Source organism: Pontibacter indicus (assembly GCF_900156345.1).
GTDB lineage: Bacteria > Bacteroidota > Bacteroidia > Cytophagales > Hymenobacteraceae > Pontibacter > Pontibacter indicus.
In genome coordinates, this window is record NZ_FTPP01000002.1 from 400,986 (window position 1) to 414,774 (window position 13,789).

Sequence of the window (13,789 nt, forward strand, 5' to 3'; positions counted from 1 at the left end):
ATCTTTCAAAAAGGCCATTCTGTTTTACCGGAATGGCTTTTTGCTTTTAAGAGAGGTGAGTCTAAAATATTAGGTATAGCTATATAGGCTTTTGGCATATACTTTGAATTGAATGTTTCCGGACTAACATTTAAAGCTTATGAAAAAGGTATTGACGATTGTGCTGACGACCATGCTGCTGGTTTTTGGAGGAGAGGCCGCCCTAGCGAAAGACCACGACCACCGGAAGTGTAAGGACAAACACCACGCGAAAGGAAAGGTGGTGTATGTCGACAAGAAATACCGCGGGTACGACGACTGCAAGCACTGCAAAAGTCACCGCGACAGGCGCTACGAGAACAAAAGCTGCTGCTCACACCACAACGACAGGTATAGCCGAAACGACCGCCGCTGGGAGCGCGACCGCGACCATGGCCGTGATCGTGATTACGACCGCAACCACAGGGGCAGGGTAGAAGACCGCCGGCATGTCCCCACCAGTCGGGAGGAGCGGGAGCGTGCCATCGCCAAAGTTATCTTGGAAGAACGGCACAGAAGCCAAAACAAAAGATAAGGTGCGCTGTTTACCTGATAGCATAACCAAGAGACAAAAGAAGAAGACCGCTACCATAGTTTGGAGGCTGCCTGTACACAGGCAGCCTTTTTTGCTATCTTTGCCCATGCGGTATTTTTTAGAGATAGCCTACGACGGCACCCGTTTCCATGGCTGGCAGGTGCAGCCCAACGCCCTGTCGGTGCAGGAGGTGCTGGACGATTGCCTGAGCAAAGTGCTGCGACAGCCGATCAGTTCCACGGGGAGCGGCCGCACCGACACCGGCGTGCATGCGAGTCAGCAGTTCGTGCACTTTGATGTGGCGCAGGAGCTGGACCCCGAGTACATGATTTACCGCTTTAACCGCCTGCTGCCCGCCGACATCGTAGCCAAAAACCTATACCTGGTCACCGATGAGGCCCACGCACGCTTCGACGCCTTTGAGCGCACCTACCATTACCACATCACGCTGGCCAAAGACCCTTTCAAAAGATACTACGCCACTTACCTGGCGCGGCCTGTGGATGTGGAGAAGATGAACGAAGCGGCGGCCGTTTTGCTCCGTTACGAGGATTTTACGACCTTCAGCAAAGTCAAAGGCGATACCAAGCACTATAACTGCAACATGTACGAGGCCGTCTGGCGGCAGGAGGGAGACGAACTGGTCTTCACCATCCGGGCCAACCGTTTTTTGCGTGGCATGGTACGGCTGGTCGTGGGCACTTTGCTCGACGTGGGGCGCGGGAAAATCTCTGTGGCCGAGTTTGAGCAAATCGTTGCCGGCCAGGACCGAAGCAGGGCCAGTGGAGCGGCTCCTTCCGAGGGGCTATACCTGGCGCGGGTCAATTACCCGGAGCATATTTTCAAGACATCACCCAAAACAAACCCTTTATAAATATGCAATTACCAGAAGACCAGCATGGTCCACACCTGAACGGCAAGCACCTGCGGCCCGAAAGCTTGATGATGAGCTACGGGTACAACCCCGAGTGGTCGGAGATGGCCGTGAAAGCACCTATTTACCAGACCTCTACTTTTGTTTTCAAGAACGCTGAGGAGGGCAAGGCATTTTTTGAACTAGCGTATGGCCTGCGTGAGAAGCACGCCGAAGAACAGCTGGGCCTGATCTACAGCCGCCTCAATAACCCCGACCTCGAGATCCTCGAGAACCGCCTCCGCTTTTGGGACGGTGCCGACGAAGCGGCCGTGTTCGCCAGCGGGATGGCCGCCATCAGTACTACACTTTTAGCGCTGCTCAAGCCCGGCGACCTGATCCTGCACAGCGAACCCATCTACGGCGGATCGGACTACTACATCAAGAATATCCTGCCGAAGTTTGGTGTGCAAAGCATGGGCTTCCAGGCTAGCACGCCAATGGAAGAGGTAGCGAAAATGCTCGAAGAATCTGGTATGGCCAGTAAACTGGCGATGATCTATGTCGAGACCCCAGCCAACCCGACTAACCACTTGGTAGACATCGAAGCCTGCGCCATACTCGCCAAAAAGCACTCGACTGCCGACAAGAAAGTAGTCGTAGCCGTGGACAACACGTTCCTGGGTCCGGTGTTCTCGCACCCGCTCAAGCACGGCGCTGATCTCGTGCTCTACTCGGCCACCAAGTACATTGGCGGCCACTCCGACCTGATTGCGGGGGCTTGCGCCGGTCCGGCCGACCTGATGAAACAGGTGAAAGGCATGCGTACTTTCATGGGTTCCATGGCTAGTCCGTGGACCGGCTGGATGCTGATGCGCAGCCTCGAGACGTTGAAAATTAGAATGGAATGCCAGGCACGTGGCGCAGAAGTGGTGGCGGCTTACCTGAAAGAACACCCGAAAGTAGACAAGATTTACTACTTAGGCTACCTGCAGGACAACCCGCAGCAGCAGGCCATCTACGACAAGCAGTGCACTGCAGCCGGCTCCATGATCTCATTCGATATCAAGGGCAGCGAAAAAGAAGCCTTCACATTCCTCAACAATCTGAAGCTGATCAAACTGGCAGTAAGTTTGGGTGGTACCGAGTCGTTGGCCGAGCACCCTGCCTCCATGACGCACTCCGATATCTGTCTAGCCGACCGTGCTGTGATGGGGATTGGGGAAGGCATGATCCGCATCTCGGTTGGCGTGGAGCATCCGGAGGATATCATCTCTGACATTGCACAAGCGCTGGAGAAAGTAGCGATACCTGTGGAAGTAGAGGTATAAGTATAAGATTCTTGTTTAAGCCCTCCTCTGCCAAACAGGGGAGGGCTTTTTGTGTTTTAAGGAGTAGTCGCTATACCTGAGAAATCCCGAAAAACCTGATGCAAAAAGCATTAACTTTGCAGGCGGTTACGGAGTGATGACCGTATAGAAGGTTTTGCTGTTTGTACCGCAGGTATAGCTGCAGCGTAACTGGCTTTGTGTTATGGCGCGAGCGTCCACGCTCGTGAGGTCTCTGGCCTAGTTGTCACAGCTTACAGGTATAGCATCTGAGTTGTTGTATAGCTTCGCCTGTGCGGCGGGCACTTACTTTTTTCCTTGATGAAAAAAGTAAGCAAAAAAATCAAGACGCTCCAAACTCGCTGAATGCTCAAACAGTGGAGCGTCGAATGGTGCACCTGGCTGTGGTTGTTGCTTTGTAGCTGAGGTTGTAAGTATGTCGGTGCTATACCTGCCAATTGCTTTTACTACAGGGCTTATACCTAAGAACTGGCAGTTCAGCCTCCCCTCCTGGGGGTGGGGGCCCTCTTTAAAGGACAAGGAGGGGCAGGGGTAGTTTGACCCGGTATAGCTAGACAACTTAGCTACAGCGCCCATACCTATTGATTGGCTATGGCCAAAAAGTCCCCCTTCGAAGGGGGCAGGGGGATGACGGTATTCAGCAGGTAAGTAGCTACAACGCCCATACCTGTGGATGTGCAGCAGCCTGAGCTCCCTCCTCTGTTGTGGGGTAGAGGCCCTCGATAAAAGGGGAAGGTTGGGGTAGGGGGACACACAGGGTGGTCCCAGGTAGATTATACCTGAAACGCCTCCCGAAAACGAACAAAACCTGATAGAACAAACTTGGAAGATAAACCACAAAATACAGGCAAGGTATTCGATGCGGAGGTGATCCGGCGGCTCTTCACCTTCGTGAAGCCGTACATCCGGATCTTCTACTTCATCGTGTTCCTGACCTTCGCCTCGGCTATACTGGCTGCGGTGCGGCCTTTCCTGATTCAGTATACCGTGGACCAGGAGATTCTGCAGAACGACTGGGAAGGACTGAACAAAATGTTCGTGATCCTGGCCGTGCTGCTGGTGGGGCATGCCATTGTGCAGTACCTGCATACCTATTTTGCCGGTTGGCTCGGGCAGCACGTGGTGCGCGACATCCGGGTGCAACTTTACCGCCACATCCTCAATCTGCGCCTCAAGTTCTTCGACCGCACGCCCATCGGCACGCTCGTGACCCGCAACGTGTCGGATGTGGAAACGCTTTCCGACGTATTCAGCGAAGGCCTGGCCGCGATGATCGGCGATATCCTGCAGCTCGTGTTCATCCTGGGCTTCATGTTCTACATCGACTGGGAGCTGGCGCTGGTCAGCCTTTCTACTTTCCCGATCATGCTCATCAGTACCTACATCTTCAAAGAGAAAATTAAAGACACTTTTCAGGATGTGCGGACGGCCGTGGCGCGTCTCAACTCCTTTGTGCAGGAGCACATCACGGGTATGAGCATCGTGCAGATCTTCAACAACGAGAAGCGCGAGATGGAGAAGTTCCGCGAGATCAACAAGGAGCACACCCGTGCCAACATCCGTTCGGTGCTGTACTACTCGGTGTATTTCCCGGTGGCGGAGATCATTGGCGCGGCCGGCCTGGGTCTGCTCGTGTGGTATGGCGCCCACGGTGTGATCGACAACGACGTGTCGCTGGGTACGCTGATGGCCTTTATCCTCTACATCCAGATGTTCTTCCGCCCGATCCGCATGATCGCCGACCGTTTCAACACGCTGCAGCTGGGCGTGGTGAGCACCGAGCGCCTCATGCGCCTGCTCGACAACAAAGAAATGATTCCGGACAATGGCACCTACGCCCCGGAGAAGATAAAAGGCAATGTGAACTTCAAGGATGTGTGGTTTGCCTACAAGGACGAGGAGTGGGTGCTGCGTAATATCTCGCTCAACGTGAAGGCCGGCGAATCGGTGGCTTTTGTGGGCGCGACGGGTGCGGGCAAGACCTCAGTCATCAACCTGCTCAATCGCTTCTACGAGATCAACAGCGGCCAGATCCTGATCGACGGGCACGACATCAAGGCGTACGACCTGAGCGTGCTGCGCCATCACATCGGCGTGGTGTTGCAGGATGTGTTTCTTTTCTCGGGCACCATCGCCGACAACATCAGCCTGGGCAACAAGTCTATTACCGAAGAGCAGATGTGGCACGCCGCCGACCTGGTGGGCGCCCGTAAGTTCATCGAGCGACTGCCGGGCAGGCTGCACTACCAGGTGATGGAGCGTGGGGCTACCCTTTCGGTGGGTCAGCGTCAGCTCATCTCCTTCGTGCGGGCCATGGTCTACAATCCTGAGATCATCATCCTTGACGAGGCCACTTCCAGCGTCGACTCCGAGACCGAAGAGCTCATCCAATACGCCATCGACCAGATCATGCACGGGCGCACGTCCATCGTCATCGCGCACCGTTTGTCTACCATCCAGAAGGCGGACAAGATCATTGTGATGGACCGGGGCGAGATAAAAGAAATGGGTAACCACGAGGAATTACTGCGCCGCGACGGTTACTATGCACAACTCTACCACATGCAGTACAAAAACATGATCGACCTATGAACAAGAAATTCTTGTTAGTGATGCTGGTGCTCTCCTTTATCGTGGCTGCTTTTTATGCTTATCTGGGAGGCTTCAGCTCGGCCAGTGTATCGGAGGTGAACTCCGAGCAACTTTATGTGGCGGGACGCGCCTTCAACGGATCTGTAAACGACAGCGGCATCAACGACGCTTTCCGGCGGGCTGCCGAGGTGCTTGACAAAAAGGAGCTGGAAGGTATGCTGGGCAACATTTACTACAACAACCCCGAGGGGCGTGGCGACAGTGTGAAGGCTTTTATCGGGGTGGTTATACCTGACAGCACCGTGCAGCTGCCGGCCGACTACGAACTGCGGGTGGTGCCGGGTGGCCGCCGTGCCCTGCGCGCCGACGTGAACGCCCATTACATGCTGGCGCCCAATAGACTCTACGAAGCCATTTTTGACTATGCCAAAGAGCAGAATCTGGAGCTGGAAACATTCTACGTGGAGTGGTTCCCCGAGGACCATCGAGGTATAGTGGAGGTTCCGATCAAGGAGTAGCTTGCAGGTATAGATTATCTCTCTATATTTGATGCAGCGGGATTGATCATACCTTTCCCCGTGGAACAACAGAAAAGGAATTGGGCAAAAAGGCAGAGGCAAAAAAAGAGCTGATACTGGAGGCAGCCAAGTCGGTGTTCGGCAAACTGGGCTACAGCAAAGCCACGCTGGACGATATCGCCCATGCCATCGGCCTCAAAAAGCCCACGCTCTACTATTACTACAAAAGCAAGGAGGTGCTCTTTATCGAGGCCTTTTCGCAGGAGTGGAAGGACAGCCTGTACCGTATCAAAAAGATAGCGGAGCAGGAAAAAGACCCCCGTGAGCGCCTGTTGCTCTACATCCGTTCCTCGCTGCGCTACTACCAGGAAATCGTAACGCAGCACACCATCTCCATCCAGGTGCTCATCGAGACACGCACCATGTTCCAGGAACTCTTCAAAGAGTCGCGCGCCAAGGAGACGAACTTCTATGCCTCCGTCATCAAAGAAGGTATAGCCAACGGCACCTTTATCAATTGCGAAGCCGATCGGGTGGGCTACTCCATCATGGTTGTCAAAGACCTTATCCAGTTCGAAGAATTTCAGCGCGCCCAGTTCCACAACCTGCCTTCCATCGATTTTGAGAGAATAGAACGCGAGGTGCTCTATACCGTCAACCTGATTCTGGAAGGTATACGGGTGAAGGTATAGCAGCACAGAGCTGCGTGATAGTCAATTGAGTTCACCCAAGCTTACCTTTTAACAGCTACACATGTATTTCCGGAAAGCTACTGCCATCCTGTTTCTCTTTTTGATGCTAGTCGGTTGCATTGGCTCGACCCGTCATACGGCTATACCTGGCGGTTGCCCCAAAGCATTTCAGGCGAGTGACCGCATATTGGTCAGCTCCATCCCTGGACTTTCAGCGCACCGCTCGCATCAACTTTATCAGCAATTGGAGCAGTCCTTTGCTCAAAAGGGGATAAGAACGGCCTATGTGGTAGAGCAGGAGTATGACCTGGCTCAACAAGGTATTCAACCCAATCCAGCACCAGATTCAGCTACTTTGGCGCAAATGCGAAAGTCAGGCTATACCTACTACCTGGAGCTGGCCATAGCAGATGTTGCTTCAGGCATGGGCTACGCACGCACAAGCGCGCAGGAGCAGAGGGAAATACAGCAAGGCTACGGCACAGTCGGGGTAGATGATTCGAAGGCCACGGTGCACTTCAAACTTTATTCAACGGATCAGAAAAAGCAAACCTATACCCTGGCTACAACCACCAAACTGAGCCCGCTAACATTGCCTGGCAACAAGTACGAAGATGGGTATAGGAGCAGTAGCACAGTGAATCTTGCCACGGAATCGCGTGCCTCGGAAAGGGCACTCAAGAAAGGAGTGGTAGAGCTACTGGATCATTGTAAAGTAAGCCAGTAAGGTATAGCCAGCCCTGCTAAACGCAACATGCCCCCATGCAAACTGCTTACATGGGGGCATGTTTATAACTGGCCTGCTCAGGCGAAAGGTTTATCAAACAGAAGGGTGCGTGAGGTGGGCGGTTGGTCGCCCAGAAATTCAGGAGCCTAGTCCTGTGAGTGGCTGGCTTTGTATGCTTCCAGCTTGGCTTTGAGGGCTTCTACATCGGCGTGGTGGCCTTTGGCTACTTCGGCAGCGTCGAGCTCGATGAGCATGTTCTGCATCTGCCTCAGGTAAGCGGCTCTGTCTTTTTTGAGGCAGGCTTTCGGGTTGTCTTTGCAGGTACCGTCCTCGTCCATGGGTTTGAACATACTGCCTTCCCCATAAATAAGCCACTGCGTGTTCAGGTCCTGAAAATTTTTCACGATCGCTACCAACTCATCAAGCAGGTAATTTTTGCCACAAAGGATATTCGAAAGCACCGTTTCGTTGCTACCCGTCATCTCGAGGAGCTGCGGCATTTCCAGTTCTTTGATGCTGGTATAGAAACGAAACCTTTTGCCGATTTGCTGTATGTCAATAGCCATAGATAGAGATTTAGGAGTTGATTAAACTTGCTATACGTACCTATAACAGTTTCTGGATCAAAAAATTCCCCTCACGCGAAATGCATGGCTCCTAAATGACTGGTTTTCAATTAAAAATCAGTGATGTGGCGCCCTGTTACTGTGAGTCCTCGGCCTGCAACTGCCTTTCGTAAAGCACCTTATAGAGCCCCTGCTGCTGAATCAGTTCCTCGTGCGTGCCGTGCTGCACGATCTCCCCATCGTCCAGCACCAAAATCTTGTCCGCCAGCTTTACCGACGACACCCGGTGCGAAATGATGATCGACGTGCGGTCCACCATGATGCGGCGCAGGCTGTTGAGGATGGCATTTTCAGTCTTGGTGTCCACGGCTGAGAGGGAGTCGTCGAGGATGAGGATGCTGGGCTCGCGCACCAAGGCACGGGCAATGGACACGCGCTGCTTCTGCCCACCCGAAAGCGTGATGCCGCGCTCGCCCAGCTTGGTTTCGAACTGCTCCGGAAAGCGCATGATGTTTTCGTACACGTCGGCGTCTTTGGCCGACTGCACCATCTGCTCCTCCGTGATGCTCGGCAAACCGAAGCCGATGTTGTTGCGGATGGAGTCGGAGAAGAGGAACACGTCCTGTGGCACGTAGCCGATCTGGCTGCGGAGGCTCTCCAGGTTATAGTCGCGCACATCCACGCCGTCGATCAGGATGCGTCCGCTCGTCACGTCGTACATGCGCGGCAGCAGGTTGGCGATGGTGCTCTTGCCCGAGCCCGTGTTGCCGATCACAGCCAGTGTCTCGCCATGTCGGATGTTAAACGACACGTTTTTGAGGGCGTGTATACCTGTGTCGGGGTATACGAAGTCCACCTTCTCGAACACAATGTCGCCTTTGATCGGGCGGGTGATGTTCTCACGGGAAATAATGTCGGTTTTGGTGTGCAGGAATTCGTTGATGCGGGCCTGGGAAGCTGCGGCGCGCTGCACGAGACTGGCCGTCCAGCCCAGCGAGGTCACCGGCCAGGTGAGCATGTTCACGTAGATGATGAACTCGGCGATGTTACCTGTGGTGATGCTGCCGTTCATCACCTCCTGACCGCCGATGTAGACGGTGATGATCGTACTCAGACCCACTAAAAACAGCACCAGCGGAAAGAAGAGCGAGTTGACAAAGTTGAGTTCCAGTGACTTGTCCTTGTAGGTGTTGCTGGCTTTGGTGAAGTTGTTGTGCGAGTCGTCCTCCCGCACAAAGGACTTGAGCACCCGTATACCTGAGAAAGCCTCCTGCACAAAGGTGGTGATGCCGGAGAGGCTGCGCTGTATCTCGTCGGACTTTCGCTCGATGATGTTGTTGACGTAATAGATGCTGATGGCCAGGATCGGCAGCGGGATCAAGGTATAGAGCGTCAGTTTCACGTTTACCGACAGCATGTACGGGATCACCATCAGGAACAGGATAACCAGGTTGAGGCCATACATGATGGCAGGCCCGAGGTACATGCGCACGCGGCTCACGTCCTCGGAGATGCGTGACATGAGGTCGCCGGTGTTGTTTTTACGGTAGAAGCTGAGCGGCAGGCTTTGGTAGTGCGCGTAAATTTCGTTTTTGAGGTCGTTCTCGATCAGGCGGCTCATCACAATGATGGTCTGCCGCACAAAGAACAGGAAAAGGCCCCGCAGCAGCGCCATCACCAGAATCACCACCCCGTACACCAGGATGCTACTGGCAAAAGAGTCGTATACCGTTTCCTGCTGCGCCATGCCCTCGAAGAGGTTGTGCAGGTTGATGCCCTCCCTGATCAGGTTGAAGGCGTGGCGCACCACTTGGGCAGGCAGAATCTGGAAAAAGTTGGAAATGATAATAAACACCAAACCCCACAGAAGGCGGTATTTATACTTGATGAGGTATTTGTTGAGGTAGCGGAGTGATTTCACAGCAAGAATATGAAGCTCAGAGGCTTTTACGTAGAGTTAGCGGGTACAAATTGAATTAATCAAAAAAAGAATTAATTTTGCAGCACGAAACGGGAGGCATTCCTCCCTATCTTCTACAAAGATAGAATAACCCTTAATCAAAATCATAAATGGTCGAACTAAAAGAAGTTGAGCTGAAGAAAGACAAGTCGGTCTTCGGCCAGATATCAGAGTATAACCATGAGAAAGTAGTTTTCTGCCACGACCACGAGACTGGCTTGAAAGCGATCATCGGTATCCACAACACAGTACTTGGCCCTGCCCTGGGTGGTACCCGTATGTGGGCGTATGCTTCTGAGGCCGAGGCGATTGACGATGTGCTGCGTCTTTCAAGAGGTATGACTTACAAGGCTGCTATCTCTGGTCTGAACCTGGGTGGCGGTAAAGCCGTGATCATCGGTGATGCCAAAAAAGACAAGAGCGAAGCGCTGATGCGCCGTTATGGCCGTTTTGTGAAAAACCTGAATGGTGCCTATATCACTGCTGAGGACGTTGGAACGACCACGAAGGACATGGAGTACATCAAGATGGAGACAGACCACGTAGCTGGTCTGCCTGAGTCGATGGGCGGCAGCGGAGACCCGTCTCCGGTGACTGCGTACGGTACTTACATGGGTATGAAGGCGGCTGCCAAAAAAGCTTACGGTTCTGATTCGCTTGAAGGCAAGAAAATATCTGTACAGGGTGTTGGCCACGTAGGTGGTTACCTGGTAGAGCTGCTGGCCAAAGAAAACGCCCAGATTTTCATCACTGACATCTACGAAGACCGTCTGCGCGACATCTCCTCTAAATACAAAGCCAAAGTGGTAGGTATGGACGAGATCTATGACCTGGACGTAGACATCTACTCTCCTTGCGCATTGGGTGGTACCGTGAACGATGACACCATCAACCGTCTGAAGTGCCAGATCATTGCGGGCTCGGCTAACAACCAGCTGCGCGAAGAGACCGTGCACGGCCCGGCGCTGGTGAAGAAAGGCATCCTGTACGCACCAGACTTCCTGATCAACGCAGGTGGCCTGATCAACGTGTACTCTGAGTTGCAGGGCTACAACCGCGAGAGCGCCTATGCCCAGACAGAGCGCATCTACGGCTATACCCTCGACATCTTCGACAAGTCCGAGAACGAAGGCATCCATACGCAGCTGGCCGCTACCAAAATGGCTGAGCAGCGCATCCACAGCATTGGCAAGGTGAAGTCTACTTACTAGACGCTGCCTTCCTGATCATATTCAAAACAAAAGTGCTGCATTAACCTGTGGCACTTTTGTTTTACTACAGTTCATAATTTAAGCGCACTGGCCTGCCTTTGCGTATACCTTTACCGGCGGCTATACCTGCCACTTCTGGTGCCACGGCGCCAAACACAGTAGAAACAATATCAACCAACACGTTCTTTAAAATACCATTATGCTCAACCGCAGAACACTTCGCATCAAGGCTATGCAAGCCATTTATGCCTACAAACAGGCCGAAGGTTCGGATTACCAGCTGGCACTCGACCAGATAGCAGACGACTTTGCGCCCGACCTGAACTCGATGGAAGTGCAGGACCGCAAACTGCTGGAAGGCCGCAAGCAAATTGCCCAGCTGCTCTTTAAGGAATGGCACGAAACAGGCCAGTTCGAAACTGAGGAAACCGACAAGGAGACAATTGATGCGGTAAACAGAGCCACTGTGGCTTACAAGAACCTCACCAAGAAGGACTATAAGCACTACAGCAACCAGATGATGAGTGCCGTGGAGCGTATCTATGACCACTACCTGGGCACCCTGCAGATTCTGGAGCTGATCAACGAGCTGGTGAAAGACGAAGAGGAGAAAAAAGAAAAGCGCTATACCGCCGCCACTGGCCCCGATGTAAAGCGCTTCCTCAACAACCGCGTAGTGCAGCGCATCCTGGGCAACACATCCTACCAGCAGCACATCATCCGCCGCAACATCAGCTGGGGCTCTGACATCAGCGAAATCCGCCTAGTGTACAAGAACATTTTGAAGCAAGACGAGGTGTTTTTGAACTATCTGGCACTGCCCGAGCCCACCCTCGAGGAGGACCTGGAAGTGGTGAAACATATTTTCAAAAACATTATTTTTAAAGAAAAAAACTTACAATCTTTGTTTGAAGAGCAGGATTTGAACTGGGTGGAGAACAAATCCATCGTGAAAAGCCTGGTCAACAAAACCGTCAAGATGTTTGGCGAAGAGACAGAGGAAGAACCCGTATTGCTCGACCTTTCCGCGAATTGGGAAGACGACAAGGCCTTCTTCGAAGAGCTCTACCACCAGACGCTTCAGGAAGACGAAAAGTACGAGGCCATGATTGCCGCAAGCGTGAAGAACTGGGATGTGGAGCGTGTGGCCCTGCTTGACAAGATCATCCTGAAAATGGCGCTTTGCGAAATGCACATCTTCCGCAGCATTCCCGTCAAAGTGACCATCAACGAATACATCGAGATCTCGAAGCTGTACAGCACGCCAAAAAGCAAGCAGTTTGTGAACGGTGTACTGGACAAGATGGCACAGGAGCTGACCACCAAAGGAGACATTCGCAAATCAGGCCGTGGTTTGATCGACAACAAATAAGGTATAGTCCGTCTTTAAGCCCCGATCTACCGTAATAGGGAAAAACGACATGCCGAATATATAAGTATAGAGATAAACCTATGAGTAAGAAGACGAGCAACATACTATTTTTCGTGTCTGGTGCTGCTGTAGGAGCCGCAGCAGGCATCCTGTTTGCACCAGAGAAAGGTAGGGAGACACGCAGCTGGCTAAGCTACCGCCTGGAGAAATACCGCGACACACTATCGGACCTGCTGGAAGAACTGGTAGAGGACCGTGGCCGCGTAACTTCAAGTGCAAAATCAGAAGGGCAGCGCGTGATACAGGACGCAAAAGACAAAGCCGAGAAACTGCTGGGCGATGTCGATTCACTTATCAACGAGATTAACAGCAGGAAAGAAATATAATCATGAGAGAGATTACACTGATTCCCGGCGACGGGATAGGACCAGAGATTACAGAAGCTGTTAAAGCCGTTTTCAGCGCCGCCAAGGTGCCTGTAACCTGGGAAGAGGAAAATGCAGGACAGACCACCTTCGACTCGATGGGTGAGCTGATTCCTTCTACACTGATTGCCTCCCTGAAAAAAAACAAAGTGGCCCTGAAAGGTCCGATCACCACGCCGGTTGGCAAAGGCTTTAAGAGCATCAACGTGCAGCTGCGCCAGATGTTCGACCTGTACTCCAACGTGCGCCCTGCCAAGACCACGCCAGGCGTGAATACCCGCTTCGATAACGTAAACCTGGTGCTGTTCCGCGAAAACACCGAAGGCCTTTATTCTGGCCTGGAGATGTTCGACGAGCGCCTGCAGATTTCTGACTCCGTGGCCCGCCTGACGCGCGTAGGCTGCCGCAAGATCATCCGTGCCGCCTTTGAGTACGCCAACAAGCACAACTGCAAGAAGGTAACGGCGGTTCATAAAGCCAACATCCTGAAAAGCGCAGGTGCCTTGTTCCTGAGCGAGGCCAGCGAGATCGCAAAAGAATACCCGCACATCCAGTACGACGACAAGATCATCGACAACATGTGCATGCAGCTGGTGATCAAGCCAGAGCAATTCGACGTGATCGTGACCACCAACCTGTTCGGCGACATCCTGTCTGACCTGTGCGCGGGTCTGGTAGGTGGACTGGGCGTTGTATCCGGTGCCAACATCGGCAACGACATGGCTATCTTTGAAGCCGTGCACGGCTCTGCCCCGGATATTGCCGGTCAAGGCAAGGCGAACCCGACTGCGCTGCTGCGCTCGGCCATTATGATGCTGCACCACATCGATCTGAAAGATGAGGCGAACCGCATTGAGGCTGCCCTGGACGCAACACTTGCCAACAGAGAGCAGTGCACTGGCGACCTGGGCGGCAAGGCCAGCACCATGGAGTTTGCACAACACATCATCGCGAAACTATAATTAAGCATA

The 13,789-nt window shown here is 53.0% G+C and carries 13 protein-coding genes; 11 read left to right on the forward strand and 2 right to left on the reverse strand.

What is annotated here, in order from left to right; all coding sequences use genetic code 11:
* The first annotated feature begins 139 nt into the window (after positions 1 to 139).
* From B0B12_RS10365 to B0B12_RS10400, 7 genes are all read left to right on the forward strand, one after another.
* On the forward strand, positions 140 to 553 hold the full coding sequence (locus B0B12_RS10365; protein WP_076668612.1) for a hypothetical protein: 414 nt from the start codon (positions 140 to 142) through the stop codon (positions 551 to 553).
* Between the two features lie 106 nt (positions 554 to 659).
* Positions 660 to 1,427, forward strand: coding sequence for a tRNA pseudouridine(38-40) synthase TruA (truA, locus tag B0B12_RS10370; RefSeq protein ID WP_076668615.1), 768 nt, complete (start codon positions 660 to 662; stop codon positions 1,425 to 1,427).
* Positions 1,428 to 1,429: 2 nt separating this feature from the next.
* Positions 1,430 to 2,737 (forward strand): cystathionine gamma-synthase family protein, encoded by a 1,308-nt coding sequence (locus B0B12_RS10375; RefSeq protein ID WP_076668618.1) that lies wholly within the window; start codon positions 1,430 to 1,432, stop codon positions 2,735 to 2,737.
* An 840-nt stretch (positions 2,738 to 3,577) separates the two neighbouring features.
* The gene (locus tag B0B12_RS10385; RefSeq protein ID WP_076668624.1) at positions 3,578 to 5,347 is read left to right on the forward strand and encodes an ABC transporter ATP-binding protein; all 1,770 of its coding nucleotides are present in this window, start codon (positions 3,578 to 3,580) and stop codon (positions 5,345 to 5,347) included.
* A complete protein-coding gene (locus B0B12_RS10390; RefSeq protein ID WP_076668626.1) occupies positions 5,344 to 5,865 on the forward strand; it encodes a GyrI-like domain-containing protein in 522 nt (173 codons plus the stop codon). The genes B0B12_RS10385 and B0B12_RS10390 overlap by 4 nt, the downstream gene beginning before the upstream one ends.
* 80 nt (positions 5,866 to 5,945) lie before the next feature.
* Positions 5,946 to 6,557: a TetR/AcrR family transcriptional regulator gene (locus B0B12_RS10395; RefSeq protein ID WP_076668628.1), complete on the forward strand. Its 612-nt coding sequence runs from the start codon at positions 5,946 to 5,948 to the stop codon at positions 6,555 to 6,557.
* Between the two features lie 61 nt (positions 6,558 to 6,618).
* Positions 6,619 to 7,284: a hypothetical protein gene (locus B0B12_RS10400; protein WP_076668630.1), complete on the forward strand. Its 666-nt coding sequence runs from the start codon at positions 6,619 to 6,621 to the stop codon at positions 7,282 to 7,284.
* 146 nt (positions 7,285 to 7,430) lie between these two features.
* On the opposite strand, the gene B0B12_RS10405 is transcribed toward B0B12_RS10400, so the two are convergent.
* Both B0B12_RS10405 and B0B12_RS10410 read right to left on the reverse strand, forming a co-directional pair.
* Complete coding sequence (locus tag B0B12_RS10405; protein ID WP_076668632.1) at positions 7,431 to 7,850, reverse strand: hypothetical protein; 420 nt, start codon at positions 7,848 to 7,850, stop codon at positions 7,431 to 7,433.
* A gap of 136 nt (positions 7,851 to 7,986) precedes the next feature.
* Entirely contained in the window at positions 7,987 to 9,771 is a 1,785-nt protein-coding gene (locus B0B12_RS10410) for an ABC transporter ATP-binding protein (RefSeq protein WP_076668634.1), read from the reverse strand.
* 149 nt (positions 9,772 to 9,920) lie between these two features.
* Between B0B12_RS10410 and B0B12_RS10415 the strand changes: the two genes are divergently transcribed.
* The 4 genes from B0B12_RS10415 (at position 9,921) to B0B12_RS10430 (ending at position 13,780) form a co-directional block, all read left to right on the forward strand.
* Positions 9,921 to 11,021 carry a Glu/Leu/Phe/Val family dehydrogenase gene (locus B0B12_RS10415; protein ID WP_076668636.1) on the forward strand — a complete coding sequence of 367 codons (1,101 nt, stop codon included), beginning with the start codon at positions 9,921 to 9,923 and terminating at the stop codon, positions 11,019 to 11,021.
* 199 nt (positions 11,022 to 11,220) lie between these two features.
* Positions 11,221 to 12,393: a transcription antitermination factor NusB gene (gene nusB, locus B0B12_RS10420; protein WP_076668638.1), complete on the forward strand. Its 1,173-nt coding sequence runs from the start codon at positions 11,221 to 11,223 to the stop codon at positions 12,391 to 12,393.
* Between the two features lie 80 nt (positions 12,394 to 12,473).
* On the forward strand, positions 12,474 to 12,779 hold the full coding sequence (locus tag B0B12_RS10425) for a YtxH domain-containing protein (protein WP_076668640.1): 306 nt from the start codon (positions 12,474 to 12,476) through the stop codon (positions 12,777 to 12,779).
* A 2-nt stretch (positions 12,780 to 12,781) separates the two neighbouring features.
* On the forward strand, positions 12,782 to 13,780 hold the full coding sequence (locus B0B12_RS10430; protein ID WP_076668642.1) for an isocitrate/isopropylmalate dehydrogenase family protein: 999 nt from the start codon (positions 12,782 to 12,784) through the stop codon (positions 13,778 to 13,780).
* Positions 13,781 to 13,789: the final 9 nt, after the last annotated feature.

Excerpts from the sequence above, each read along its gene's own strand:
- B0B12_RS10365 (WP_076668612.1), top strand. The coding sequence starts at position 140 with ATGAAAAAGGTATTGACGATTGTGCTGACGACCATGCTGCTGGTTTTT.
- truA (WP_076668615.1), top strand. The coding sequence starts at position 660 with ATGCGGTATTTTTTAGAGATAGCCTACGACGGCACCCGTTTCCATGGC.
- B0B12_RS10375 (WP_076668618.1), top strand. The coding sequence starts at position 1,430 with ATGCAATTACCAGAAGACCAGCATGGTCCACACCTGAACGGCAAGCAC.
- B0B12_RS10390 (WP_076668626.1), top strand. The coding sequence starts at position 5,344 with ATGAACAAGAAATTCTTGTTAGTGATGCTGGTGCTCTCCTTTATCGTG.
- B0B12_RS10400 (WP_076668630.1), top strand. The coding sequence starts at position 6,619 with ATGTATTTCCGGAAAGCTACTGCCATCCTGTTTCTCTTTTTGATGCTA.
- B0B12_RS10405 (WP_076668632.1), bottom strand. The coding sequence starts at position 7,850 with ATGGCTATTGACATACAGCAAATCGGCAAAAGGTTTCGTTTCTATACC.
- B0B12_RS10415 (WP_076668636.1), top strand. The coding sequence starts at position 9,921 with ATGGTCGAACTAAAAGAAGTTGAGCTGAAGAAAGACAAGTCGGTCTTC.
- nusB (WP_076668638.1), top strand. The coding sequence starts at position 11,221 with ATGCTCAACCGCAGAACACTTCGCATCAAGGCTATGCAAGCCATTTAT.
- B0B12_RS10425 (WP_076668640.1), top strand. The coding sequence starts at position 12,474 with ATGAGTAAGAAGACGAGCAACATACTATTTTTCGTGTCTGGTGCTGCT.
- B0B12_RS10430 (WP_076668642.1), top strand. The coding sequence starts at position 12,782 with ATGAGAGAGATTACACTGATTCCCGGCGACGGGATAGGACCAGAGATT.